This is a genomic window from Listeria farberi, from assembly GCF_014229295.1.
Taxonomy (GTDB): domain Bacteria; phylum Bacillota; class Bacilli; order Lactobacillales; family Listeriaceae; genus Listeria; species Listeria farberi.
The window spans coordinates 281,023-307,760 of sequence record NZ_JAARZL010000003.1 but is presented as its reverse complement, the minus strand read 5'-3'; the positions used below and the strand labels follow the sequence as shown (position 1 = coordinate 307,760).

At 37.1% G+C, this 26,738-nt stretch carries 25 protein-coding genes; 3 read left to right on the top strand and 22 right to left on the bottom strand.

Going from position 1 to position 26,738, the window contains the following annotated elements; all coding sequences use genetic code 11:
• Window positions 1-34: 34 nt before the first annotated feature.
• From HCB38_RS10840 to HCB38_RS10820, 5 genes are all read right to left on the bottom strand, one after another.
• On the bottom strand, window positions 35-1,624 hold the full coding sequence (locus HCB38_RS10840) for a putative polysaccharide biosynthesis protein (protein ID WP_185638478.1): 1,590 nt from the start codon (window positions 1,622-1,624) through the stop codon (window positions 35-37).
• 30 nt (window positions 1,625-1,654) lie between these two features.
• On the bottom strand, window positions 1,655-5,194 hold the full coding sequence (mfd, locus tag HCB38_RS10835) for a transcription-repair coupling factor (protein ID WP_185638476.1): 3,540 nt from the start codon (window positions 5,192-5,194) through the stop codon (window positions 1,655-1,657).
• 121 nt (window positions 5,195-5,315) lie between these two features.
• Window positions 5,316-5,870, bottom strand: coding sequence for an aminoacyl-tRNA hydrolase (gene pth / locus HCB38_RS10830; protein WP_185319472.1), 555 nt, complete (start codon window positions 5,868-5,870; stop codon window positions 5,316-5,318).
• Between the two features lie 106 nt (window positions 5,871-5,976).
• Window positions 5,977-6,561 carry a GNAT family N-acetyltransferase gene (locus HCB38_RS10825; protein WP_185619803.1) on the bottom strand — a complete coding sequence of 195 codons (585 nt, stop codon included), beginning with the start codon at window positions 6,559-6,561 and terminating at the stop codon, window positions 5,977-5,979.
• 89 nt (window positions 6,562-6,650) lie between these two features.
• The gene (locus tag HCB38_RS10820) at window positions 6,651-7,274 is read right to left on the bottom strand and encodes a 50S ribosomal protein L25/general stress protein Ctc (protein ID WP_003722740.1); all 624 of its coding nucleotides are present in this window, start codon (window positions 7,272-7,274) and stop codon (window positions 6,651-6,653) included.
• Between the two features lie 293 nt (window positions 7,275-7,567).
• Between HCB38_RS10820 and HCB38_RS10815 the strand changes: the two genes are divergently transcribed.
• The 3 genes from HCB38_RS10815 to HCB38_RS10805 all read left to right on the top strand — a co-directional run bounded on the left by HCB38_RS10815 (window position 7,568) and on the right by HCB38_RS10805 (window position 9,659).
• Window positions 7,568-8,509 (top strand): L-lactate dehydrogenase, encoded by a 942-nt coding sequence (locus HCB38_RS10815; RefSeq protein ID WP_185319474.1) that lies wholly within the window; start codon window positions 7,568-7,570, stop codon window positions 8,507-8,509.
• A gap of 76 nt (window positions 8,510-8,585) precedes the next feature.
• Window positions 8,586-9,260, top strand: a complete 675-nt coding sequence (locus HCB38_RS10810; protein ID WP_185319475.1) for a DNA alkylation repair protein — start codon at window positions 8,586-8,588, stop codon at window positions 9,258-9,260.
• Between the two features lie 66 nt (window positions 9,261-9,326).
• Window positions 9,327-9,659, top strand: coding sequence for a putative heavy metal-binding protein (locus HCB38_RS10805; protein ID WP_185319476.1), 333 nt, complete (start codon window positions 9,327-9,329; stop codon window positions 9,657-9,659).
• A 48-nt stretch (window positions 9,660-9,707) separates the two neighbouring features.
• Here the strand turns inward: HCB38_RS10805 and HCB38_RS10800 are convergent, their stop codons facing one another.
• The 17 genes from HCB38_RS10800 to metG all read right to left on the bottom strand — a co-directional run bounded on the left by HCB38_RS10800 (window position 9,708) and on the right by metG (window position 26,703).
• Window positions 9,708-10,169: a YehR family lipoprotein gene (locus HCB38_RS10800; RefSeq protein ID WP_185319477.1), complete on the bottom strand. Its 462-nt coding sequence runs from the start codon at window positions 10,167-10,169 to the stop codon at window positions 9,708-9,710.
• 303 nt (window positions 10,170-10,472) lie between these two features.
• Entirely contained in the window at window positions 10,473-11,429 is a 957-nt protein-coding gene (locus tag HCB38_RS10795; protein ID WP_003722728.1) for a ribose-phosphate diphosphokinase, read from the bottom strand.
• Between the two features lie 50 nt (window positions 11,430-11,479).
• Window positions 11,480-12,853: a bifunctional UDP-N-acetylglucosamine diphosphorylase/glucosamine-1-phosphate N-acetyltransferase GlmU gene (gene glmU, locus HCB38_RS10790; RefSeq protein WP_185608000.1), complete on the bottom strand. Its 1,374-nt coding sequence runs from the start codon at window positions 12,851-12,853 to the stop codon at window positions 11,480-11,482.
• Window positions 12,854-13,238: 385 nt separating this feature from the next.
• On the bottom strand, window positions 13,239-13,547 hold the full coding sequence (gene spoVG, locus HCB38_RS10785; RefSeq protein WP_003722726.1) for a septation regulator SpoVG: 309 nt from the start codon (window positions 13,545-13,547) through the stop codon (window positions 13,239-13,241).
• 117 nt (window positions 13,548-13,664) lie between these two features.
• The gene (gene spoVG, locus HCB38_RS10780) at window positions 13,665-13,973 is read right to left on the bottom strand and encodes a septation regulator SpoVG (RefSeq protein WP_070024360.1); all 309 of its coding nucleotides are present in this window, start codon (window positions 13,971-13,973) and stop codon (window positions 13,665-13,667) included.
• Between the two features lie 687 nt (window positions 13,974-14,660).
• A complete protein-coding gene (locus tag HCB38_RS10775) occupies window positions 14,661-15,869 on the bottom strand; it encodes an ABC transporter permease (RefSeq protein ID WP_185319479.1) in 1,209 nt (402 codons plus the stop codon).
• Window positions 15,866-16,558 carry an ABC transporter ATP-binding protein gene (locus HCB38_RS10770; RefSeq protein WP_185319480.1) on the bottom strand — a complete coding sequence of 231 codons (693 nt, stop codon included), beginning with the start codon at window positions 16,556-16,558 and terminating at the stop codon, window positions 15,866-15,868. Before HCB38_RS10770 ends, HCB38_RS10775 begins: the two co-directional genes overlap by 4 nt.
• Before the next feature lie 48 nt (window positions 16,559-16,606).
• A complete protein-coding gene (locus HCB38_RS10765; RefSeq protein WP_185619801.1) occupies window positions 16,607-17,284 on the bottom strand; it encodes an efflux RND transporter periplasmic adaptor subunit in 678 nt (225 codons plus the stop codon).
• A gap of 171 nt (window positions 17,285-17,455) precedes the next feature.
• Window positions 17,456-18,274, bottom strand: a complete 819-nt coding sequence (gene purR, locus HCB38_RS10760; RefSeq protein ID WP_003759983.1) for a pur operon repressor — start codon at window positions 18,272-18,274, stop codon at window positions 17,456-17,458.
• Window positions 18,275-18,437: 163 nt separating this feature from the next.
• On the bottom strand, window positions 18,438-19,175 hold the full coding sequence (chbG, locus tag HCB38_RS10755; RefSeq protein WP_185319482.1) for a chitin disaccharide deacetylase: 738 nt from the start codon (window positions 19,173-19,175) through the stop codon (window positions 18,438-18,440).
• 21 nt (window positions 19,176-19,196) lie between these two features.
• Window positions 19,197-20,072: a 4-(cytidine 5'-diphospho)-2-C-methyl-D-erythritol kinase gene (gene ispE / locus HCB38_RS10750; RefSeq protein ID WP_185319483.1), complete on the bottom strand. Its 876-nt coding sequence runs from the start codon at window positions 20,070-20,072 to the stop codon at window positions 19,197-19,199.
• Between the two features lie 137 nt (window positions 20,073-20,209).
• Window positions 20,210-20,467 (bottom strand): biofilm formation stimulator Veg, encoded by a 258-nt coding sequence (veg, locus tag HCB38_RS10745; RefSeq protein ID WP_003718261.1) that lies wholly within the window; start codon window positions 20,465-20,467, stop codon window positions 20,210-20,212.
• A 119-nt stretch (window positions 20,468-20,586) separates the two neighbouring features.
• Entirely contained in the window at window positions 20,587-21,474 is an 888-nt protein-coding gene (rsmA, locus tag HCB38_RS10740; RefSeq protein WP_185638474.1) for a 16S rRNA (adenine(1518)-N(6)/adenine(1519)-N(6))-dimethyltransferase RsmA, read from the bottom strand.
• Window positions 21,467-22,042, bottom strand: a complete 576-nt coding sequence (gene rnmV / locus HCB38_RS10735) for a ribonuclease M5 (protein ID WP_185319485.1) — start codon at window positions 22,040-22,042, stop codon at window positions 21,467-21,469. Before rnmV ends, rsmA begins: the two co-directional genes overlap by 8 nt.
• Before the next feature lie 101 nt (window positions 22,043-22,143).
• Window positions 22,144-23,370: a resuscitation-promoting factor gene (locus tag HCB38_RS10730; RefSeq protein WP_185607997.1), complete on the bottom strand. Its 1,227-nt coding sequence runs from the start codon at window positions 23,368-23,370 to the stop codon at window positions 22,144-22,146.
• 291 nt (window positions 23,371-23,661) lie between these two features.
• Window positions 23,662-24,435, bottom strand: a complete 774-nt coding sequence (locus tag HCB38_RS10725; protein ID WP_185619790.1) for a TatD family hydrolase — start codon at window positions 24,433-24,435, stop codon at window positions 23,662-23,664.
• A 267-nt stretch (window positions 24,436-24,702) separates the two neighbouring features.
• Window positions 24,703-26,703 carry a methionine--tRNA ligase gene (gene metG, locus HCB38_RS10720; RefSeq protein WP_311769038.1) on the bottom strand — a complete coding sequence of 667 codons (2,001 nt, stop codon included), beginning with the start codon at window positions 26,701-26,703 and terminating at the stop codon, window positions 24,703-24,705.
• Window positions 26,704-26,738: the final 35 nt, after the last annotated feature.

The following is a 26,738-nucleotide window of genomic DNA, read 5'->3' as shown; positions in this document are numbered from 1 at the left end:
AGTTGTTGCCATTTTATTCACCTACTTTATATTATTATTTACGTGCTACAAACTTACTAAGTGCGAGTAATTTGGAGCCAAACGGAAGGAAAACGAAATCTTTCGGGCCGAGCAATTTGTACCTCAGAGCAAAAACAAGAAAAACGCTTCCGCCAATAGCAGCACTTGTTATAGCTTGAAATGCACTTCCGAGTCTAGTACTTGATGGCGCGAACCATTCGAATAAACATGGAACTATTGCCATTAAAGCTAATGCAGCAATTAATCTTAAAATCATTGCTTTCTCTACGAATGGCACACGAATGGACTGTTTAAGTGAAATATAACAAATGATAAGGATTACTAGTAAGCCAATACACGTTGAAATTGAAGCACCAATTGTTGCAAGTCGCGGAATTAGTATACTACCTGTTATCCATTTTACAATAAGACCGATTCCAACACCAACTGCGGGCACGATGATTTTTCCGAAGCCTTGTAAAATACTGCTCAACATTACAATTAAGGAACTAAGAAAAACTGCGGGCATAAATAATTGTAAAACTAAGGTCCCATCCGGAGTTTGAAATAGCATCTGATTTAATGGTCGCATAATAACGATTAATCCAATTGTTTCTGCTCCTGATAAAATCAATGTAATTTTAACCGCTAACAAAATAGATCGTTTAAGTTCTTTTTGCTGGTCTTGAACTCTTGCCGCAGTAATCATAGGTACAAGCGCAAGAGCGAGCCCCGTCGATAATACAAGTCCTAATTGTAAAATCGGCTGTCCGCGGTCGTATATACCTTTGAGAGATTTAGCAATAAATTCCGGAATTCCAGAATCATTCATCAACCGATAAACTTGAAAAGAATCCACCAATTGAAAAAGAATCAACATGGAACTGACAATACAAATCGCTACACTTTGACGTAAAAAAGCCCGTCCAATTCCCACTTTTTCTTCTTTATTAGCAAATACAGCAGGTTGTAATCCTCCTCCAAGAGCGACTTTTTTATTATAAAAGTGGCGCAAAACAAAGATTCCAGCTATCCCGCCAAAAAATGCACCGCTCATCGCCAGTGAACCAGCATCATATAAATCCAGACCCAAATTAAGCGCAAGTCCTGCTCCGATTAAAATAATGGCTACTCGAATTATTTGTTCAACTGTTTGGGAAATTGCTGTTGGTATCATGTCTCCCTCACCTTGAAAAAATCCACGCATGAACGCGAGTTGTGGCATCAGTAAAAATACAAAACTAATCACACGAATTAACTCAGAAAGGGCTGGATCTCCCATCATAGTTGCAATCAAACCTGCAAATAGGAACAAGAAAGCAAAAACCGCTATGCTTACAATTCGAAGCATTCTGGAGACAGCACGCATAATTATTTGCTGTCTTCTTAAATCTCCTTTTGCTTCTGCCAGCATTTTAGAAATAACAACTGGGAAGCCACCAAGCGCGAGTGTCATTGCAATTCCATATATTGGATATACTTGTTGAAAAATATAAAACCCAACATCCCCCACCATATTTTGAAAAGGTACTCGGTAAACCGCACTAAGTATTTTAGAGATAAACGAGGCAGCGGTTAGCCAAGCCGCTCCTTTCATTAGTCTTTTCATGGAACGTTCTGACATCCCGCCACCTCCTTCCTTCTTAATAACGTTTTAATTTTCAGTGGATACTTGCTCTTTCATTGCTCCGCGAAGTTTTTCAGCTAGACTTTTCACTTGGTATAGCCATTCTTTTAAAGGTTTATTTTGGACATTTACAGTAATTTTCAACTGCGTGCCTTCCATACCCACTCCAACCATACGACCAAATTCACCGATGATTTGCATGACTATATCACCGCGAATCGCAGCTGTACCGCTTTCTGAAAATAGCATCGTAATTTTATTTTGTTCTTGTTTAACTGACTCAATTCCAACTTCAAGTGCATGTACTTTGAGTTCGGTCATTGTAAATAAATACTCCACTTCTTCTGGATACTCGCCAAAGCGGTCAATCATATCACTTTGCAAGTCTTCTAGGTCTGCTAGCGATTCAATATTACGAAAACGTTTGTACATCTCGATTTTTTGGCGACCGTCAGTAATATAATATTCTGGAATGTAGGCATCTGCTTGAATGTCGATTTCAACTGGAACGATTTGTTTTTGCTCTTCTTTCGGTTTTTTCGCTTCAATGGCTTCTTTTAGCATTTGTGAATAAAGGTCGAAGCCGACCGAGTCAATAAAGCCGTGTTGTTGCGCTCCAAGGATATTTCCGGCACCACGAATAGATAAATCGCGCATCGCTATCTTAAATCCAGACCCTAACTCGGTAAATTCCTTAATAGCTGATAAGCGTTTTTCAGCTTCCTCACGCAAAATTTTATCTTTTTGATACATAAAGTAAGCATACGCAATTCTGTTCCAACGCCCTACCCGTCCGCGCAATTGATACAGTTGTGATAGCCCCATACGGTCAGCATCCTGCACAAACAAGGTGTTAACGTTCGGGATATCTACTCCAGTTTCAATAATAGTTGTTGTGACGAGTACATCGAATTCCCCTTCAAGGAAACTTAAAATAACCGACTCTAATTCCGATTCACCCATTTGACCATGAGCAATTGCAACACGCGCATCTGGGACCATCGCAGAAATTTCGTCAGCTTTTTGCGTAATTGATTCGACACGGTTATACAGATAATAAACTTGTCCATCCCTCGCCAACTCACGTTCAATTGCCTCACGAACTAAAACATTATTTTGCTCTGCTACATATGTTTGAACTGGGAAACGGTTCGCTGGAGGTGTTTCAATAACAGACAAGTCACGAACACCAAGCATAGACATGTGAAGTGTTCGTGGAATTGGGGTTGCTGTAAGCGTTAGTACGTCTATTTTAGATCGCATTTGTTTGATTTTTTCTTTATGCGTTACACCGAATCGTTGTTCCTCGTCGACTACAAGTAAGCCTAAATCTTGATATACAACATCTTTTGATAATAAGCGGTGTGTTCCGACAACAATATCAACCGTGCCATTTTTCATGCCTTTTAATGTCTCTGTTTGTTGTTTTTTCGTACGAAAACGGCTTAAAAGTCCAATTTCAATTGGGAAACCTTGGAATCGCTCTTTCATTGTTTCATAATGTTGTTGCGCCAAAATAGTTGTTGGGACTAAGAAAGCAACTTGTTTGCCGTCCATGATTGCTTTGAAGGCAGCTCTTAAAGCCACTTCGGTTTTTCCGTAGCCAACATCTCCAACCAGAAGTCGATCCATTGGTCGCGGACGTTCCATGTCTTTTTTGATTTCTGAAATTGAGCGCAATTGATCATCGGTTTCTTGATACGGGAAGGCTTCTTCAAATTCGCGCTGCATTTCGTCATCTGCACTAAACGCATAGCCTTTTTCAGCCTCTCGTTCGGCATATAATTTGATTAGATCATCGGCAATATCTTGAACGGAAGCCTGTACTTTTTTCTTAACACGCTTCCATTCAGCGCCCCCAAGTTTATTTAGCCTTGGAGACTTTCCTTCTGCACCAACATATTTTTGAACTAAATCAAGTTGGTCAACTGGGATAAAAAGTTTGTCCTCTCCTTGATAAACAAGTAACAAATAATCTTTATGCACACCATTAATATCTAGCGTTTCCATCCCGACATAGCGAGCGATACCATGATTAACATGAACCACATAGTCGCCAACTTTTAGCTCTGAATAACTTTGAATTCGCTCTGCATTAGAAAGCTTTTGTCGTTTTTTTACCTTTTTGATTTTTTTATTAAAAAGTTCAGTCTCACTAATAATTGCTACTTTTGCAAGCGGAAGTTCAAAACCATTTTGGAAGGTTCCGATGACGAATTGAACCATACCGTATTTCGGTACGTCAGATTCTTTATTCAAAATCGCACTTTCCATATTGTAGTCAGCTAAAGTTTGTTGCATTTTTTCGGCACGTTCTAAATTTGGCGCTAAAATTACTACTGCATAATTATTTTTGTGCCAGCTTTCTATTTCTGTTTTTAAAACATTCATTTGGCCGTGAAATTGCTGCATTTGTTTATAAACAATATTGGTCGTTTTTGACACACGCATACTTGCCATTTGTTTTTGGAAAAGAGTTAAGTATATTTTCGGTGAATGGTTTTCATCTAGTAATTTTTTAAAAGAATGACTCACTTGAACGTCGCGAACCGCTTCCATTCGGCTTAATGTTTCCGTTTGCCACTCCGCTTCTTCCCGTTCCAAACTTTCTTCAGTTTCCAAAATCCGCCCAAATTCATCAAGTAAAATAGTGGTGTTTTTTGGTAAGTAATCAAAAAGTGAAGCTGGATCCGGATAAGCAAGGCCAATATATTTAAAGAACATATCTGGTTTTACACCAGAACGAAGCATTTCAAGATCTTCTTCTAAATTTTCAACAAGTACTTGTTTATCTTCGTTTTCCGTTAGTTCATTTAACGTTAGCATCATTTTCTTTTCTAAGCGCCTAACAATGTCAGGATAGTAGCTTTGATCTAAAATGATTTCTGTCGCAGGAAGCAGACGAAATTCTTCCACCCGTGTTGTCGAACGCTGCGTTTCCACATCAAAGAAACGAAGAGAATCCACTTCGGTATCAAAAAGCTCTATTCTGATAGGAAATTCTTCTGTAATTGGATAGATATCAATGATACCTCCACGAACGCTGAATTCTCCAGGAGTATTCACCATTCCACTCATTGTATAACCCATTGTGACCAATTTTTGACGCAAGACATCTGGATCAATTTCTTCGCCTTCCACGATAGAAATATTAAAATGTCTCCAAAGCGAGACAGGCGGAAGCATTTTCCTAAGCCCTGCAACTGGAACAATAACAATTCCTGGTTTGCCAGATAACAAAAAATCAAGCGCTTCAACGCGTTGTCCGCGAAGTTCTGGGCTAGAAATACTTAGCTCCGAAGAAATTAATTCATCTGCTGGATATAAAAATAATCTGTCAACATCTATTAATGAAAGTAAATCATCGTATAATTTTTGCGCATGATACAAATTATGCGTCACAAACACAACTGGCCGCTTAGAGGCACCTTCTACTACGCTTGCAAATAGTGCACGCGAGGAACCAGTAAGACCTGTGACAAGTTGTGATTTTTCTTTTTCATCAAGCGCTTTTAAGACTGCGCGAATATCTTTTTGTTCATATATTAATTGTTGTAACCCTTTCAAGGGAAAACAGCTCCTTTTTGTCAGAAAATTCATTCTATGCAATGCGAGATTAAATCAAACGCTAGAAGAAAGACCGAAATACGTGGCAAAAGATTGCCACGCCTCTCGAGTAATCTATTCATTAATTATACTTATTCATTACTTCAATGAATGGTGTTTGCGCAAAATCTTCAATAGCATCAGCGCTTTTTTGAATTGCCGTGATAATATCAGGTTGTTCTACTTTTGGAAAATCGCCTAGTACATAATGGATGACTTCCCCTTTTAAAGGACGACTGACACCCACACGAATACGATTAAACTCTTGTGTTTTGAGGTGCTGAATAATCGACTTCATCCCATTATGACCGCCTGCACTGCCTTTTTGACGCAATCTGATTTTTCCTACTGGTAAATCTAAATCATCATATACAATTAGAACGTCTTCTACATGGATATTGTAGTAATCCATTAACGGACGAATACACTCGCCAGAAGCATTCATAAAAGTCAGCGGTTTAACTAAAATCATTTTCTCGCCGCCAACATTAATTTCACTTACCATACCGTTAAACTTTGATTTTTTCCAAGGAGTTTGATGGCGAAAACTCAGCTCATCCACTACCATAAAACCGACATTATGCCGGGTACGTTCGTATTTTTTACCCGGGTTTCCGAGTCCTGCGATTAATTTCATAAAAGCTTCTCCTTACATGAACGAAACCACTTCACGAATGAACTGGTTTTTGTTTCGATGTTTTTTTGATTATAACATGGATTTCACTTGGTTGAAAGTTTTCCAACTATGCTTGGTATTCAGCAATTTTATTTTCGATAATTTGCCACGCTGTTTCGTTTTCCTCTTGAAAATTGACTGTTTTCCAATTTTCCGGTATTTTTCCAATGTATTTTTCAAAACCAAATTTTTTATATAAATAGATGGCTTGATAGCTACCTGTTTGCGTTGTTAAATAGACAAATTTGCTTTTATTCAGGCCGAGAATTTTGGATAATAAGGCTTTTGCGATACCTTTTCCGCCGTGGGAGTCAAGCACTGCAACCCAGTGAATCCGGCTTTCCATTTTGCCGAATGTATTTCCGTCCCAAAGCATCGCCGTTCCAATAATTTCACCATTTGGCGCCTCTACAAAGACACAACGCTTGGCTAATTTTTCTTTTTCATTTCCAAATTCCGTTTCAAAACGAGCGCGAATACTATCCATTGATGGGACTTGACCAGTTTCAACTTGTAGTTTACACCAATCTTCTTCTAACCCCTCTTTATAAAAGCAAAAAGAATATCCTGCCGGCAAACAAAATTCCGGATAATTTGTAGCATCATGATTAACCATAACAACAGAAATATGTGGTACTGACTTATCAAGCATATAAACGCCTCCTTCTCGAAACTATTATAACAAAAAAAATGGAAGATATCGCAAACAAATGCGAATCTTCCATCCTTATTTATTAGAAATTATTCAACAGGTTCTTCATCTTTACCATGTACAGCTTCTGGTTCAGGCGCTTCCGTAGTCGTTGGTTCTTCTTCAGCACGAGGAGCAGATACAGTTACTACTGTTTCTTCTTCTTCAGCTTGCACAACATAATCTTTGTTTTCCGGAAGGTCGTTCGTTGTTAAAACATCACCGATTTCTAATGAAGAAATGTCTAACTCAATTGTTTCTGGTAATTTTTCTGGTGTTGCCGAAACTTTTACGTCATGGATAATTTGTTGAAGTACGCCGCCAGCTTTAACACCTGGAGCATCACCAACTAATACCACACGAACATCTGTCTCAACTTCTTCATTCATATCAACCGCTAGTAAATCAACATGCACTAATACATCTTTTAACGGATCTACTTGATATTCATGTAATAAAACATTTAATTTCTTGCCGTCCACAGTAACTGAAAATACGGCGTTACGACCATTATCACGAACTGCTTTGATTAATTCCAAAGAATCAACGGAAACTGGAACATTTTCCGATTTGTAACCATAAATAATTCCAGGTACTTTTCCTTCACTACGCAATCTCGTTACTTCTGAATGTTGCGTTGTTTCTCTTTTCTGGACCTCTAATGTTGTTGCCATAAAAAATCACTCCACTCATTCAATTTTGGTACATCTATATTATATCTACCCTTTAGAAAAATAGCAAAACAAAGGAATAGCCTTGTTTTGGTTTGTAAGGTTTATAATTCTCAATAAAAGGTAAACAGAAAATAGCGAACCTCACGTAATGCAGACGCTTTCAAACTGTACTATAGCGTTTTCACGAATTCATTATAACAACTTTTTTAAATTTAGGACGTTCAATGCTTCACAAATGAAAAATTCATGTTATACTGTACTAGTAAATAGATTTTTTATAGGAGGAATTCGAAATGAAAGATCATCAAAAAATTATTTTAGTTGGCGACGGAGCAGTTGGCTCTAGTTATGCATTTGCTTGTGTAAACTTAAGTATCGGACAAGAATTCGGCATTATTGACATAGATAAAGACAGAACAATTGGGGATGCAATGGATTTAAGTCACGCTGTTCCATTTTCCACACCGAAGAAAATATACTCAGCAAATTATAGCGACTGCCATGATGCGGACTTAGTTGTCGTCACTGCCGGAACCGCACAAAAACCTGGTGAAACTCGTTTAGACCTAGTAAACCGCAATATTAAAATCATGAAAGGTATAGTGGATGAAGTTATGGCTAGCGGATTTGATGGTATCTTCTTAATCGCCTCTAACCCAGTAGACATCCTGACTTATGCTACATGGAAATTCTCAGGCCTTCCGAAAGAACGTGTTATCGGTTCAGGAACAAGCCTTGATACAGCACGTTTCCGTATGTCCATTGCAGATTACTTAAAAGTGGATGCTCGTAACGTCCATGGCTATATCCTTGGCGAACACGGTGACACAGAATTCCCTGCATGGAGTCATACAACAGTTGGGGGGCTTCCAATTGCCGAATGGATTAGCGAAGACGAACAAGGTGCTATGGATACTATTTTCGTAAGCGTTCGTGATGCAGCTTATGAAATCATTAATAAAAAAGGCGCTACATTTTACGGTGTCGCTGCCGCCCTTGCTCGTATTACCAAAGCAATTCTAAATAATGAAAATGCGATTTTACCACTTTCTGTTTATTTAGATGGCCACTATGGTATGAATGACATTTATATCGGCGCACCAGCAGTCGTTAACCGTCAAGGCGTCCGCCACATTGTTGAAATGAACTTAAACGATAAAGAAAAAGAACAAATGAAAAATTCAGCAGATACACTTAAAAAAGTTCTAGACGACGCAATGAAACAAATCGACTAATATTCTTAAACCTTAAAAGCATGCGACTTTGCATGCTTTTTTTGTTATACTTAATTTATTCGAGAGGAGGGCGCACATGATTACTTTTAACCAATTAAACACTGAACTGCAAGCCTTAGAAAACCAAAACACCATTAAAATTTTCCGAAACCACGGCTGCCCGGAAACATTAGAACTTTACGGTTTAAAAATTGGTGACTTAAAGAAAATAATCCGTCGCGAAAAATTAAATAAAAATCACGATCTCGCAGTGGAACTAATTGAATCAAATAATAGTGACTTAATTTATCTCGGCTTACTTGCGATTGACCCAAACAAAGTAACTACCGAACAAATCGAAAAGTGGAATATTGCTTTTCGAGAAACTTGGACTATGTTAACTTCCGGACTTTCATCGCTTGTGACCAAACGAAACGACGCGCTCCTTTTCGCTAAGAAGTGGATTGAAAGTGATTATGATTTAACAAAATCCATGGGGTGGCAGATATATAGCAATCATATTAACAATTTACCTGAAGCAGAGGAATTACTTCAACGCGCAAAAGAAACACTACAGACTGAATCAAATAGAACTCGCTATTCAATGAACGGCTTTATCATCACTTGTGGAATTTACAAAGATGATTTGTATGAAAAAGCTATAGAAGCTGCCAAATCAGTTGGAAAAGTCCACGTAAATCTAGGGAAAACATCATGCAAAGTCCCAGATGCGATTCCTTATATAGAAAAAGCGAGAAATCGCACAAATTAAACTAGCATTTTTTTGACTAGAAAAAGTACTATAAGGTATTATAAAAGAAAACTGGAGGGATAAATCATGATTGTAACCACCTCACAAAACATTGAAGGCAAACAAATTATCGAGTATAAAAAAATCGTGTTCGGCGAAGTCATTACTGGTGTTAATTTTATGAAAGATATTGGAGCCGGGCTTAGAAATTTCTTCGGCGGTCGTTCACAAGGTTATGAAGATGAACTTATCAACGCACGCGAAGAAGCTATTAAAGAAATGGAAGCCCGAGCTAAAGACATTGGAGCGAACGCGGTAATAGGCGTGGACATTGATTACGAAGTGCTCGGTGCCGATAATGGTATGTTAATGGTTACTGCTTCCGGAACAGCTGTTGTTATTGAAGCGCAAGATTATTAAGCAAAAAGAAGTATCCGATTAGTCGGATACTTCTTTTTTACCCCTAGCTTATTTTTCAACTTCTTTAAAACCTTGAGATTTCAGCATTTTTTCAGACTCTTTCATACTAATTCCTTTAGATGCATCCCCACTTGATGCCATACCTGGTATTTTCTTTATATCTTCAGAAGATATTTTCGTGTAATCAACTTCTAAGGTTTCAATTGCTTTATCATCTTTATATTCAATGCTTTCTTTCAAACCTTCAATACCTTGAAACTTCTCACTTGTTGCCTTAAGCACTTTTTCAGCGTCTTCTTTTGAAGTAACGCCTAGCGAAGTATATAACATTGTATTTTCAGCTGTTTGTTTAGTAACTTTGTCTCCCTTATAAGTGTAAGTTAATTTCGAATCTACACCATTTTGAGAAATTGTGTAAGTTTTCGTTTCTTCTTTGTCCCCACATGCGACTAACATAACTGCCATAATCATTACAAACAATACTGCTGTACCCTTTTTTAGCATTTTCACAGATGTTCCTCCTATTTGGTTTTTTCTATACAAGAGTACCTAACAAACCGAACCATTACAATAGACATTTCGTGAACTTTAACAGTCAAAATCCCTGTATGCAATCCATCATTTCTAAGCTAAAAAACACTCTAATCCCGCTCTCTTAAGGTTTTTATCTCAACTCAACTTTATCATGCTTTTATATTATTAGCGGGGGAGATTTATATAAAAAGTATATATTCCAACATTTCATCCCATCTACAATTATAAAAAAGGATTTCTCTATAACTATCATAGAAAAATCCTTTTTAGATTTAAACTTTATTCGAATAAAGAACTTACAGAAGCATTTTCGTGAACACGAACAATTGCTTCACCAAGAAGAGCCGCTACAGAAAGTTGTTCCATTTTATCAATCCATTTTTCTTCTGGTAGAGCGATGGAGTTTGTAACAACTAATTTTTCGATTGGCGATTCTTCAATGCGTTTCATCGCTGGCCCAGAAAGAACCGGATGAGAACAACATGCATATACTTTCGTTGCACCAGCTTCACGTAATGCTTTTGCAGCAAGTGTGATTGTTCCAGCGGTATCAATAATGTCATCAATGATAATGCAGACTTTCCCTTCAACGTTACCAACAATGTTCATTACTTCAGCTACGTTTGGACGCGGTCGACGTTTATCAATGATAGCAATCGGCGCTTTCAACCGGTCAGCCATCTTACGAGCACGGGTAACCCCCCCGTGGTCAGGTGAAACTACTACTAAATCATCACCTAAATGACGTTCACTAAAATAGTCACTTAGAAGACGAACAGCATTTAAGTGGTCAATCGGAATATCAAAGAAACCTTGGATTTGCGGCGCGTGCATATCAAGTGTAATCATTCTAGTTGCACCAGCGGTTTCGATTAAGTTTGCTACTAATTTAGCCGTAATTGGCTCACGACTTCTTGCTTTACGGTCTTGACGAGCGTAACCATAATAAGGCATAACAATATTAATTGTTGCTGCGGAAGCGCGTTTCAACGCATCAATCATGATCAAAAGTTCCATTAAATTCTGGTTTACAGGATTACTCGTTGATTGAATAACATATACATGACAACCACGGATACTTTCTTCAATGTTAATTTGGATTTCTCCATCACTAAAATGAGTAACGCTTGATTTTCCTAATTCAATACCTACTTCTTTCGCAATCTCTTCAGCTAGTTCACGATTAGAATTTAGCGAGAAAATCTTCAACTTTGGATCAAAATACTCGTTTGACATAATCAGCCTCCACTATTTTTTATTAAAATTTTAAATTTTCCAATTGGAAATTATTTACCGTGATTCAAATGTTTCGCGTAACCAAGTTTATTATCTTGTTTTGCGCGAGCGATACCTAGCGCATCTTCAGGAACATCTTTGGTAATTGTTGAGCCAGCCGCTATAAAAGCGCGGTCTCCCACTTTGACAGGCGCAATCAAGTTTGAATTACAGCCGACAAAGACATTATCCCCAATGATAGTTTTCGCTTTATTTTTGCCATCATAATTAACAGCAATACTTCCGCAACCGACATTGACGTTTTTACCAATTTCCGCATCTCCCATATAAATGAAATGAGGTAATTTAGTTCCTTCGCCAACAACCGCTTTTTTAGTTTCGACGTAATTCCCAATTTTCACTTGGTTATGAATATCAGATTCTGGTCTTAAGTGAGCGTATGGTCCGATTTGGACGTCATCACCTACTTTACTCTCAAAAATCGAGGAATTTCTGACGTGCACCCGTTCACCAATAACGCTACTTACGATTTCAGAACCACTCGTTACCACGCAATCATCACCGATCACAGTATTTCCACGAAGCATTACCCCGGGTTCAATAACTGTATCTTGACCTATTTTTACATCTATATCAATATACGTACTTTCAGGATTAACAAGCGTCACCCCATTACGCATATGATTCTCATTGATTCGACGTTGCATTAATTTGGAAGCTTCTGCTAAAGCAATTCGATCATTTACTCCAAGTGACTCTTCGAAGGATTCCATTTTATATGCCGCAACAACTTCATCAGCATCTTTTAAAATTTTAATAACATCTGGTAAGTAATACTCCCCTTGCACATTGTCATTAGAGACATTTTCTAAAGCTTCAAAAAGAGCTTTATTATCAAAACAATATGTACCAGTGTTAATTTCTGAAATGCGTTGTTCTTTTTCTGTTGCATCTTTATGTTCAACGATTTTCTCTACAATACCAAGGTCGTCGCGGATAATACGTCCGTAGCCTGTAGGGTCTTCAATAACCGTTGTAAGAATAGTTGCTTTTGCTCTTTTTTCATGGTGGTATTTTAATAAAGCTTCCATTGTGCTAGCCTCGATTAAAGGTGTATCACCACAAACAACTAATGTCACGCCTTCTTTTCCCGCAAGTTCTGATTTCGCTTGAAGTACCGCATGTGCAGTTCCCAGCTGTTCATCTTGTTTTACGAACTCACTCTTACCAGCTAAATGCTCTTGTACTTTTTCAGCACCATGACCTACTATTGTAACGACTTTATCAACATCAAGTGTCGAAATTTGATCTACTACATGTTCGACCATTGGTTTTCCACAAACAGGATGTAATACTTTGTATAATTTTGATTTCATCCGTGTGCCTTGGCCAGCAGCAAGCACTACAGCATATCGTTTTGACATTATATAGAACCTCCAATATTCACTATTCATCCACTATGAATGATAACGTAAAATTTGCTTTTTTTCAAGAATCCGCCCAAATAAAAACCCCTACCTACATTTTTAGGTAAAGAGGAAAGTTAAAGTTTTATTTGTTTGAAAATTCCGAAAGATACAGTGTGGTTATTTATTTGCTTATTAAAAGAGGATTTTACATTTGTGCTACAAAAATATTTGCTTGAATACATTTGTTTTTGCAACATCACTTAAAATCTCCTCCTCGTTTTACAATCTGCTTTTAATTATACCATAGCCAAAATAGAAGACCAAGGCTATTTATGATTTTTTTCATAGTTATTCTACACAAAAAGGGCTAGCACTAAGGCTAGCCCCTGAAAATTTTTAATTATTCAGCAGAAACGGATTCAGATTCTTCTTCTGTAACTGCAGTAGCTTCTTCTTCACCAACGCGCTCATATTCAGCTAAAACTACTTCTTGAATTTTTGCACGAGTGTCAGAATTAATTGGGTGAGCGATGTCACGGAATTCACCATCAACACCACGTTTACTTGGCATAGCTACGAATAATCCGTTATTCCCATCAATAACGCGAATATCATGAACTACAAATTCCTCATCTAAAGTGATTGAAGCAATCGCTCTCATTCTTCCATCAGTTTCTACACGACGTAATCTCACATCTGTTACTTGCATTATTAGTCACTCCTTATCCCATTTGCCTCTTTCAAAAAGAATCTGCTTATCCCAGCTAAATCTTAGGTATTTATCCCCCAGCTGTTCCCAACAACGTTCTCCCTATCCGAGGATTTTTTAGTTTTCTTCTACAACACTTTCGTCTGTAGAGCTTTCTTCGTTTACTGCTGGCTCGTCAGCTACTTCATAAGCAGCTAAAACGGCTTCTTGAATTTTTGCACGGGTGCCTGAGTTAATTGGATGAGCAATATCTCTAAACTCACCATCCGGCGTACGTTTACTAGGCATAGCTACGAATAAACCCTCGTTGCCATCGATGACACGAATGTCGTGAATAACAAACTCACCATCAATCGTAATTGAAGAAATAGCTTTCATTCTCCCATCTGTCTCAACACGTCGTAATCTCACATCTGTAATCTCCATTATCTTCACCACCTTAATCTAGTTGCGCTGCTAGTAAACAATGCTCACATGCAACATAAGTACACACTCGAGAAAAATTCCCCCATAGAAAAAATCACTTTTATGAGCAAGCAATATTAACGTAAAATTCTTCCCTATGAACATAATAATAAAAAAAACTAAATTTGACAACTTTGTGAATTGTAAACTAAAAAAAATAGTTTTTCTTTAAAAACCATTGACATTTTCAGATTGTTTCTTCTAGTTTTTGTTTTGTATACAATTTTTATCACATGCATAATAAAAACCCCAAAACCATTGCTAGAACAGTAACACGATGTAATCATCATACTATTTCATAAGCAAGAATGCTAGTAAAATGGTGTTAAAATTATGTTTTGTCAAAAATAATTGTATACAATTTACAGAGAATTTATGATTTTTCTGAGCTCATATATTTACATTTATATATATATCTACTCATTTTATCTGAATAAGTCAATAAATAGTGTATACCCCGAAAACCCTATTCTAATGCATGTTTTGAGTATTTATTTCTTTTTTCAAGTAAAAAATACATCGAATTCTCATTTTGAAAGCGCTTAATTGTGACAAAAAGATTAAATATAGATGACAAGACAACTTAAAGCAATAATTTTAAATTAAAAAAAGGAATCCGAAATACTTTATTCCGGATTCCTTTTTTCTTTACTCTGATCTTAAAGCATCAATTGGTCTTAATTTAGATGCTTTGTTCGCAGGGGCAATACCAAATATTACGCCGATGCATAAAGAGAATACAAACGAGAATATAATGGTTCCGGCCGTAATTCCTGATGATATGCCCGCAACTGAGCCAAATAGCAACGCGCCTGAAACACCGATAATAATTCCAATAATCCCGCCGCAAACACTAATTACAATGGATTCTATTAGAAATTGTAGCAGTATTGCTCGCTTTTTAGCTCCTAATGCTTTTCTTATGCCTATTTCTCTGGTTCTTTCGCTAACAGAAACAAGCATAATATTCATAATCCCAATCCCACCTACTACAAGCGAAATAGCAGCAATTGCTCCAAGCGCAGTAGTTAGGGTAGTACTAATGGTATTAAATGCATTGAGAATTTCTTGCTGATTAATGACTTGATATGATGGCCCCATTTGAGCAGAAGAAGCATTTTCTTCTTGTTCTTTTTCATCACCAAACTTAATTGCAAGACGAGATTCTAGTGTATTGACTACGAAATCAACATCACTAGCAGATTTTGTTTCTACATAGATAGTACGTACATTTGTATCTTTTAGCAATCGCTGAGCTGAAGAAATCGGGATAAAGATTTGATCGTCACTTGATCCCATCATAGAAGCGCCTTTTTCTTTAAGAACACCTACTATTTTATAAGGCATACCGTTCAACCTAATTGTTTCACCGATAGGATTACCAAAACCAAAAAGATCACTGGCTACCGTAGAGCCTATTACAGCCACTTTCTGACCATATTCTGTATCAATAGGTAATAGAAAGCGCCCATCCTTCATTTCTAAGCTACGAGCCGCTTTATACTGGTCATTTGTTCCAATGACTTTATTGCTTGAACTTTTATAATCAAATGTCGCATTGACTTGTCCAGATAATTCTGGAGAGACGCTTTTTACACCATCAATATTTTGATATTTCATTACTTCATCATAGGTATATTTATCATTTGGATTCACTGAACTATTAACTACTGTAATTAGGTTGGAGCCTAAATCACCCATTTGGTCATCTACTTCTTTCGTTACACCATTGCCTAGTGATACTAAAAGAATAACTGACGCGACCCCAATAATGATACCCAACATCGTTAAAAACGACCTAAGTTTACTTGCTTTTAATTGTTTCCACGCCATTTTCATACTTTGGAGAACGTTCATGCTTTTGTCGCCTCCTCGTGAAATAGCTTACCATCTTGAATACGAATACTTCTTGTTCCATAAGAAGCGATAGTCGCATCATGAGTAATCATAACGATGGTATTTCCTGCTCGGTTCAATTCCTGTAAAATACTCATTACTTCTTTTCCTGTTTTAGAATCAAGAGCTCCTGTTGGCTCATCTGCTAAAAGGATTTGCGGATTGCCAGCAAGCGCACGTGCAATAGCTACACGTTGTTGTTGCCCACCAGATAGTTGGGTTGGCAGGTTTCTACGTTTCTCTAGTAAACCTACTTTTTCTAAGCATTCGATTGCAGCTTTTTCACGCGCCGAAACACTTAATCCCGCATAAATTAAAGGTAATTCTACATTCTCAAAAGCAGATAATTTAGGAAGTAAGTTAAACTGTTGGAAAATGAAACCGATTTTCTTATTTCTAATTTCGGATAATTTGTTGTCACTTAATTTAAACACATCTACATTATCAAGGTGATAACTGCCTTCATCAGGAACATCCAAACAACCAATCATATTCATTAAAGTTGATTTACCGGATCCAGACGGGCCAACGATGGATAAAAATTCACCTTTTTCAACAGTAAAAGTAACGTTATCTAACGCTTTAAATGTTTCTCCGCCTAGTGTATATGTTTTCGTTAAATTTTTCATGTCAATTAGCGGTTTTGGCATGTTTATCCCTCCTTCATACTATTTATCTAATACGTATATACAAAAAACTTAGCTTGGAGCACCTGGAACTGTGGAAGTTTCTTGTGTAGGAAGGATTACTTTTTGGTCTTTTTTAACCCCTTTAGTGATTTCGATATTATCTTCGTTGTGAAGCCCAGTTTCTACAAATTTTTTCACTTTTTTTGTTTTACCATTTTCTTTTTCTTCTGGCACTAGTACATAGTATTTATCCTCACTGTCTTTTTGAACAGCTTCAATCGGCACGTATAGTGCATCTTTTTTCTCTTTTACTAAAATGGATGCATCTGCGGTCATACCAGCCTTCAAATCGTCTGTTTCATCAAGAGAAATAATGACAGAGAAGCTAGACACGCCATTTTGAACTTGACCTTGTTCTGCAATTTCTTTTACTTTTCCTATGTATGTTTTATCAGGAAGGGCTGTTACTGTAATTTTAACTTCTTGATCTTTCTTGATGTTAGGGATATCAAGTTCGTCCATTTGCGCAACTAATTGAAGCTTATCATAATCTGGAACCTGTGTGTTTTGCGGAGAAATCGCACCTGTTCCCGTAGCATTAATTTTCATATCCCCTTGTTTCACTTTGGCTGTAACTAATTTTTCTTGTGTTACAGAGCTACTATTTTTCGACAGTAAGAAAACCGCACCAACGGCAACTACTGCGATAATAACGATAACAATTAACCATTTAACCCATTTTTTCATGAATGTTCTCCTTCTGCTTCTAATGATAGAAGCCCTATATTTTATGTAGCAATGATAGGTTTCATTCTACCATAAAAGTTAAGTGAGTGAAGTACATCGCAAGTCTGATTTGTTTTTTAGTATCACTCATCGAAAACAAAAACCCCAGAAAATTCTTCTAGGGCTTATCTATCAGTTATTAAAATAATTTCCGTCGACTACTTCAATTTGTTTTTCTTTCATATTGACGTTTTTAATTTTTACAAGTGAAACGTAATCATCTACTAAGCGCTCTTCTGCGTATTCAGATTCAACTAGAACACCAATACCAACTAAATGCGCATTGAATTCTTCTAACAAATTCTTCATTCCATTAATCGTCCCGCCAGCTTTCATGAAATCATCCACAATTACTACATTAGATCCTTCTGCTAAGCTACGTTTGGATAATTCCATTTTTTCGATTCGTTTAGATGAGCCTGAAACATAGTTAATGCTCACTGTAGAGCCTTCAGTAACCTTACTGTCTCGGCGCACAATAACGAAAGGTACACTTAGGTGCTCAGCTACAGCTTGTGCAATAGGGATACCTTTTGTTGCCACAGTCATAATGGCATCTATTTTTTGGTTGTTAAATTTGGTAGCTAAAATTTTACCAATCGCTTTAAGCGTCACTGGCTCCCCGAGTAAGTCTGACAGATACAAATACCCTCCTGGAAGTAGTCGGTTAGGTTCTGCGATTCGGTTACAGAGTGTATGCACAAAATCAAGCACATCGTCATTCCCCGCTATTGAAATATACTGCACTCCACCAGCAGCACCTGGCACTGTTTCAAGCGTTCCAATCCCTCTATCTTCAAACGTTTTCTTTATGATAACTAAATCTTCACTAATAGAAGACTTAGCTGAGCCATAACGTTCAGCAAACATCGTAAGTGGCACTAACTTTCGCGGATGCGATAATAGAAACTGTGTCATATCAATTAATCGTTCACTGCGACGAATCTTCATAATCTCTCTCCCTTTGATAAAATTCCGTATATTAAAAAGCTATTTCACGTATTTTGTCCGTATTTTCTCTATTATAAAACGTTTTCTATAAAATTGACAACTTTTATTCTTTTAAAGTATTAAAAAGCCTGCCAAATAAACATCTTTTGACAGGCCAATGCTTTTATAAGTCACGGAAACTAATAATTTCTACTTCTTGTTGGCCTAAATATGCTTGTAATTCTCTGGAAGTTAGAATGGAAACTTCTTTGATGCGCGGCTCTACATAACTGGATATTTCTCGTAGCGTTTCATCGATATACGCTGGATGAGTCATCACTTCCACGACATCGTTTGTTCCGATATGCTCTTGTACTATTTTTTTAATTGTCTCAAAAGATACTCCATCTGCATAAAAAGATGTATCGAACAAATCTGGCGTTTTAATAGCGCCAAAATCAGACACATCCGAATGACGTCTAATACTTACACCATATTTTTCAGCTAATTTATGTTGAACTGGATAAATTAATGGTTCAATGGAATGGTGTGTATCAAAGTGAGAAATAGTGATTCCTGCTGCCAGAATTTTCTCGATTTGTGCTGTTAATTCACGCTCTACTTCTTCCATATCTACATCAGCTAAGCCAGACTCAAGCGCTGTATAGTTTTTGCGAAAACGTCCATTATCATCCGTTAGCGTTTCTAGACCTTGAAGCACCGGATAACCGAATGTAAGGGTCAAATGAGCACCAACATCCAATCCAGGATTTTCTTTCGCTACTTCTATAGCCAAATCAAAAGCCGGGCTATTAGCAAGAAGTGTAGTTGATTTTACGACACCTCGTTTGTACGATTCCAAAATACCATAAACTGCTCCTGGGCTAATTCCAAAGTCATCTGCATTAAAAATAATTTTCATTTGTCTGACCCCTCTCATCCATTAATTAATCGTGTCGTTTTCACTTTCACTCCACGGTCTAACCATATAAACTTCCTCACAAAAGCCTCGCAAGCCATTATAGACTCGTTTTGCTCTCGAATACTGTTTGATAAGCGCAAAAACTGTCGGGCCGCTACCACTCATTAGAGCCGCCTCAGCACCAAATGCTAACATCCGGTCCTTAATTCGCTTTACTTGCGGATTTTTTTCTAGTGTCACAGACTCTAATACATTTCCTGTTGAAGCAAAAATTCCGTCTAAATCACCATTTTTGATAGATTCAACCATTTTTTCTGTGTTAGGGTGTTCTACATTATCTACTTGTAATTCTTTATAAATCGTTGGTGTCGAGACGCTAATGCTAGGTTTAGCCAGTACTATCCAACAACCAGGCATATTAGGCAACGCAGAGATTTTTTCTCCACGCCCAGTCGCAAGAGCAGTTCCACCATATACGCAAAAAGCTATGTCAGAGCCGATTTCGGAACTTATTTCTGCTATTTCTTCTATCGAAAGACCGAGCTCCCAAATGATATTTAAACCTTTGAGCGCTGCCGCAGCATCCGAACTCCCACCAGCTAATCCCGCTGAAACTGGAATGTGCTTATCAATTGTGATGCGCACTCCCATATTTATGTTAAACCGATTTTTTAAAAGGAGGGCCGCTTGATAAATCAAATTACGACGGTCTTCTGGAATAAAATGCGCTTTTACATCCAACACAATCTTATCCTCGTCTAAGCGTTCTAAGAATAATCTATCAGCAAGATCTATCGTTGTCATCACCATTTCCACCTCATGATAGCCATCTTCACGTTTGTATAGCGCATCAAGCGAAAGATTAATTTTAGCTGGTGCTGTTATGCTTATTTTCATTTTTCTTGGCCTCCGCGTTCAAAATCTCTTTTTCTATTCTATCATATGAAAGAAAAAATATGTAGCTAGCGGTCCAAAAGGGTTTCTATGTAAAGCAAAAACCGAACCACACTATACGGTTCGGTTACTTCAGCTTATTATAAAGCTAACTCTTTATTATCATCTGTAAATACAAGTTCTACTGCGTCTGTTAAGATATCCGTATAACTATAGGATACTCTTTCAAAGTTGTTTTCATCTTGATCAAGCTCCACAATGAAAACGGATGGATATGTTTCAGCTAGGATACCGCAACGTTCAATCGTTTTCTTACGACCACCGTTTGCTTTCAATGTCAATGCTTTACCTAATCTAGAATCTAAATTCGTCTTAATGCTTGCAATGGTTTTTGGCATTTATTTTCCACCTCACTAATATCTATTATAGCACAGATGAGGCTCGAAATCAATAACCAAATATTTTAACAGTTAGAAGGGTTAGCTGTCAACTATGAAAGCGCTCTTTTTGAAAAAAATTATTTTTCTGCGAGGAAATCAGCAAGAAAGTTACTTAATTTAGCAAATTCTGGTATATCAAGCGTTTCTCCGCGTCTTATTAAGTCTATACCAATTGCATTTAAACCTTCTACCAACTCTTCTTTACGAGGTTTTAAAGGCGGAAACTTGGATGCTAAATTATTCCATAATGTTTTTCTTCTTTGGGCAAAAGAAGCCCTTGTGACTTCAAAGAAAAACTCTTCGTCGTTTACTTTTGCTAATGGTTCTTTGCGGCGTTTTAAATGAATGACGGCAGAATCGACATTAGGTTGCGGCATAAAGACAGTTTTCGGAACAATAAAGGCTAATTCTGCCTCCATGTAAAATTGGATAGCAATTGTTAAGCTGCCGTAACTCTTCGTGCTTGGAACAGCACTAATTCGGTCAGCAACTTCTTTTTGCAACATAAAAGTCATCGAGTCTGCTGGGATATTATCATGAAGTAATTTTAAAATAATAGGGGTAGTTACATAATAAGGCAGATTTGCCACAATTTTAAGAGGCAGTTCAGGTTTCGCAAATTGTTCAGTGATTACTTCAGCAACATCGGCTTTAAGCACATCATTATGGACAACGCGAACATTATCGTAGTTACTAAGTGTATCATCCAGAATGGGTAACAAACGTTGGTCAATTTCGAACGCAACGACTTCATTCGCTGTTTTGGCAAGTTGCTCGGTTAGCGCACCGATTCCTGGTCCGATTTCGATGACGTTCGTTTCTTTCGTGATTTCAGCTGTATCAGTAATCCGCGTCAAAATATTGCTGTCGATAAGAAAATTTTGACCAAGACTTTTTTTAAATAAAAAACCATATTTTTTTAAAATTTCCGTTGTTCTTCCGGGAGTTGCAATATCTTTACTCATTTTCTTCCTCCTGCATAATCATTTGGCATGCGGCTACTAATCGTTCTTCACTAATGGCAAATGATTCCAACCTTGTTTGCAATTGTTTTCCATTCGTATAACCGATTTTTAATATATTGCCGATTTTTTCTCTACGTTCTTTTGCTCCAACTCCACCTAAAAGCCCTAAGTTAATAAGGATTTCTTTGGAGATATATTGTTTTTCTGTTGGATTGCCACTTGTATGAAAGTGCTCTAAAGCTTCTCTAATATGGGCACTACTCGCATGTTCTACCCCGAGACCACGTCCGGCTTTTGGCAAAGCGTCTTGTCGATTAATAAACGCATGCTTACATCCGGGCACCGCAGAATCAATTTGTTTTCTAATTTTCTCACCTGGAAAATCTGGATCTGTAAAAATAATAACTCCTCGTAGTTCTTGAGCGTGTCTAATTTTTTCAATTGTTTCTTGTGAAAGTGCTGAGCCATTGGTTTCGATAGTATCTGCAATAACTGAACGATTGATTGCAGTTGTATCGTCACGTCCTTCTACAACTATAAACTCATGTATTACAGGCTTCACGCTCATATTGATAACATCCTTTTTTATAAAATAAGTAAATACATCATACCACATTTTGGGCAAAGAAAAAACGAGGCCCTATGAGTCAGCCTCGTTTTTATACGAAATTAGTTTAACACTTTTACTGTTACCATTCTTCTGCCCCATGAGTAACATTGGCTTTCATTTGGGAAATAAACGTCAACGATATTTCCTTTGATAACACCGCCAGTATCTCCAGCAATTGCTTCACCGTAACCTTCAACCCATACTTTAGAACCTAATGGGATAACGTTTGGATCAACTGCAATTACTTTCATTCCAGGGTTCGCACTTAAGTTAATACCATAAGCTGTCGTACCACCACCTGAATAGGCTGTTGATTCCATACGATATGTTTTACCCCCTGAAGGAGTGGATGACACGGATGAAGCTTTAGTAGTGCTTGCTTTTGAAGATGAAGCATTTGCAATTGGTGACACTTTTGCTTTTTCTTTTGTGCCACGTACAACTATTTTATCTGTCTTTTTAGAAGTAACATTTTCTTTAATGACATCACGTTTTGTTTCTTTGTCATTTTCAAAAGTTACATTATACTCGACAACTTTTTCACCATTTTTACCTTCTTGAACGACTTTTTCAACGCCTTTATTTAGGCTATCGTCTTCTTTATAAACTGTTTCAAATTTGATTTGTTCATTTTTCTTTTCTGCTTTTGAATTGACGTATGTAACTTGTACAGTCATTTTTTCCTTTAAGTTACTGTCTTTAGCAGGAGATACACGGTCATCTTTATCTAGTTTGATGTTTTTCTCAGCAAGTAAATCATTAACTTTTGTTTTAGTTGTCCATACTGTATCTTTTTTTGTTCCGTTTTGTAAGGAAAGTTCAATGGCACGGTTAATGTTAACCTCTAGACCATTTTTTAATTTAGTATCTAATGCAACATTTAATACATCTTGCGGACGAGTAGTAATATTTTCGTCTTTAAGTAAGTCTGCTACGTTTGTTTTTGTGCTCCAAACGTTTTTCTTTGTACCATTATCATTTATTGTAACTTGACGAGCTGGAAGATATTTGATTTCCATACCGTCTTTAATTTCCGCATTTTTTCCTGGCGCAATTTCATCATGTTCGCTAACTTTAATTCCTGCTTCGTCTAATGCTTCAGAAACTGTTTTAGCGTGTGTTCTTGATTCAATTTTTTCACCAGCGTTTACTATAGTGATATCGTTTTTAGTTCCTTCGAAAACGAAATAAAAAACCAATGCTACTACAATAACAAATCCTGCAATCATGATTGGTAATTTCCATTTTGATGATTGGGCTACGTTACTGCTGTTTTCCATGGTCATGTATTTCTCCCCTTTCTACTTCGCTAGTGATTATATACAGGGGACTAAAGAACTGTCAATTTTTTCTACGGTTTGTTCACAACTTCTCAAACCAAAAGAAAAAACGTTGATATGAAGCCATTTGTAAATATAAAAACTTGTTAAAGTGTCAAATGTAACAGAAATGTGTCATTTTTCTACGTCTCTGGTCGTAGGCATGAAATAAGGGTTTTTGTCCAAGTAGTAATTTTTATCTTCTAAAAGCTTAAGATTGGGTTACAGACTTGGCCTTATATTACATTTATATTACAATCAGTCTTTAATTTTAAAAAGCCTTTTTGCGTTATTGGTTGAGTGCGTAGCGATTTCGCTATATTTCATTTCTTTCAGTTCGGCAATTTTTTCGGCAACCAACTTGACGTATCCTGGTTCATTTCTTTTTCCGCGATTTGGGGTTGGAGCGAGATACGGCGCGTCAGTTTCAATTAATAAACGGTCAATTGGTATAGCTTGGGCTGCAATTTTTGGCAGTTTTGCATTTTTAAAAGTGACGGTTCCACCGAATGAAATGTAAAAATTCATCGCCAGACATGCTTCCATTACTTCAACAGTTTCACCAAAGCAATGCATAATTCCACCTACTTCTTCGGCGTGTTCTTCTTGCAAAATACGAACAACATCTTCTGTTGCTTCACGGTTATGGATGACTATCGGTAAATTCACTTCTTTGGCTAAACGGATTTGTTTTCTAAATACCTCGAATTGCGTTTCTTTTGGTGAAGTATCCCAGTGATAATCTAACCCCATTTCTCCTAAAGCAACTACTTTCGGGTGGGTAAGTGCTAAATCACGGAGCCATTCTAAATTTTCGTCTGTGAAGGTAATAGCGTCTGTGGGGTGCCAGCCGATGATTAAGGAGATAAAATCATATTTCTCGGCTAATTCAAGCGCTCGGTCAATTGTTTCTTTATTAAAGCCCACAACAGCCATACGGATCACATCGTTTTCCTGTGCGCGCTTTATTACTTCTTCTATATCATCGTCAAATGCCTCGTCATTCAGGTGTACATGCGTATCAAATAGCAAGAGAATTCCTCCTAATAAAATCATTTCCTTCTATTATACTATAATTTTTTGTGCATACAAAAAAAGCCACCTAAATAAAAGGTGGCTTTTACAATTATTTAATTAATTTGATAAACGATTGCTTCATAAGGTCGTAAAGTTCCTTCTATGAATTAAGTAAGTATAGTTACATTATATTGTAATCGTTTGCATTATGCAATCTTTTTTTAAAAGTTTTTTTCGATATAAAAATGAACCCTAACTCCAGCGAATTAGGGTTCGTTTTTATTATTTTACTTTCGCGCCATTTGGAAGTGCGCTATTTGCTTCAATTACGCTTAGTTTTCCATCTTTTTCTCCTGAGAGAATCATGCCTTCACTCATTAGTCCGCGAAGTTTTACAGGTTTTAAGTTAGAAACAACGATAACTTTTTTGCCAATTAACTCTTCTGGTTGGTAGAATTCTGCAATACCTGAAAGAACTTGGCGTAGTTTACCTTCACCTAAGTCTAATTGGAAACAAAGAAGTTTATCTGCTTTTTTCACTTTGTCTACTTGTTTTACTTCTGCAACCCGAAGATCGATTTTGTCGAAATCTTCAATACCAATTTGCGGGGTTTCAAGTGCTTCCACTTCTGCAACTTCTTCAGCAGGAGCTGGTGCAGAGCCTTTCATTTCATCTTGAATATAAGTAACTTCGACTTCTGCATCGAGTCTTGGGAAAATTGGCGTACCTTTTTTTACTACAGTTGTGCCTTCAGGAATTTCGCCGTAGCCATAGATGCTATCCCATTTCTTCAAGTTTTCTTCTTGCAAGCCTAGTTGTAAGAAGATTTCACCAGGAGTTCTGGTTAGGAATGGTTGTAATAGAACTGCGATGATACGTAAGTTTTCAGCTAAATGTGTCATTACGCTTGCTAATTCTGTGCGCTTATCTTCATCTTTAGCTAGTGCCCATGGAGCAGTTTCATCGATATATTTATTTGTACGAGAAATTAATGACCACAGTTGGTTTAATGCTACAGAAAACTGCATATGATCCATACTGCCTTCGTATTCTTTCACAACATTATTTTTGAAGTCTACTAATGTTTGATCGAATTCTGTTACATTACCTTGATAAACTGGAATTTCACCATCAAAGTATTTATTAATCATTGCAACTGTACGATTAAGTAAGTTTCCTAAGTCATTAGCAAGATCATAGTTTACGCGGTCAACAAAGTCTTCCGGTGTAAATAAACCATCTGAACCAAATGGAACTTCACGTAATAAATAGTAACGAAGCGCATCTAATCCGTAGCGGTCAATCAACATATAAGGATCTACTACATTCCCTTTGGATTTCGACATTTTACCATCTTTCATTAGAATCCAGCCATGGCCAAACACCATTTTTGGAAGCGGTAAATCAAGCGCCATCAACATAATTGGCCAATAAATCGTGTGGAAACGAACAATTTCTTTTCCAACGATTTGTACATCAGCAGGCCAGTATTTTTGGAATTTTGTATCATTGTCCGTATTATAACCAAGTGCTGTAATATAGTTAGAAAGCGCATCAATCCAAACATAAACAACATGTTTTGGATTACCAGGAACTTTAATACCCCAGTCAAAAGTAGTTCTAGATACTGCTAAATCTTCTAAACCAGGCTTGATGAAATTATTAATCATTTCATTTTTTCTGGATTCAGGAAGGATAAATTCTGGATGAGAATTATAATATTCTACTAGACGGTCCGCGTATTTGCTCATGCGGAAAAAGTAAGATTCTTCTTTAACAAGCTCGACTTCATTACCACTTGGGGCTTTTCCACCGATTACTTTACCATTTTCATCTTTATATACTTCTTCTAATTGTGTTTCTGTAAAGTATTCTTCATCAGAAACAGAGTACCAGCCTTCGTATTCACCTAAGTAAATGTCGCCTTGCTCTAATAGTTGTTCAAAGATTTTCTCTACGGATGTTTTATGACGGTCTTGTGTTGTACGAATAAAATCAGTATTAGAAATTTCCAGTTTTTTCCAAAGTTCTTGGAAACCTTCTGCGATTTCATCCACGTATTCTTGTTCAGAAATTCCGCGTTCTTTCGCTTTCGCTTGGATTTTTTGACCGTGCTCATCTGTTCCAGTTAAGTAAAACACATCATATCCTTTTAAGCGTTTATAACGAGCCATCGCGTCCCCCGCAACAGTCGTATAAGCATGACCGATATGCGCTTTTCCGCTTGGATAATAGATTGGTGTGGTAATATAAAACGTATTTTTCTCTTCAGGCAACACAATTCCCTCCTTAAAAATAAAACAATTAGTATCATTAT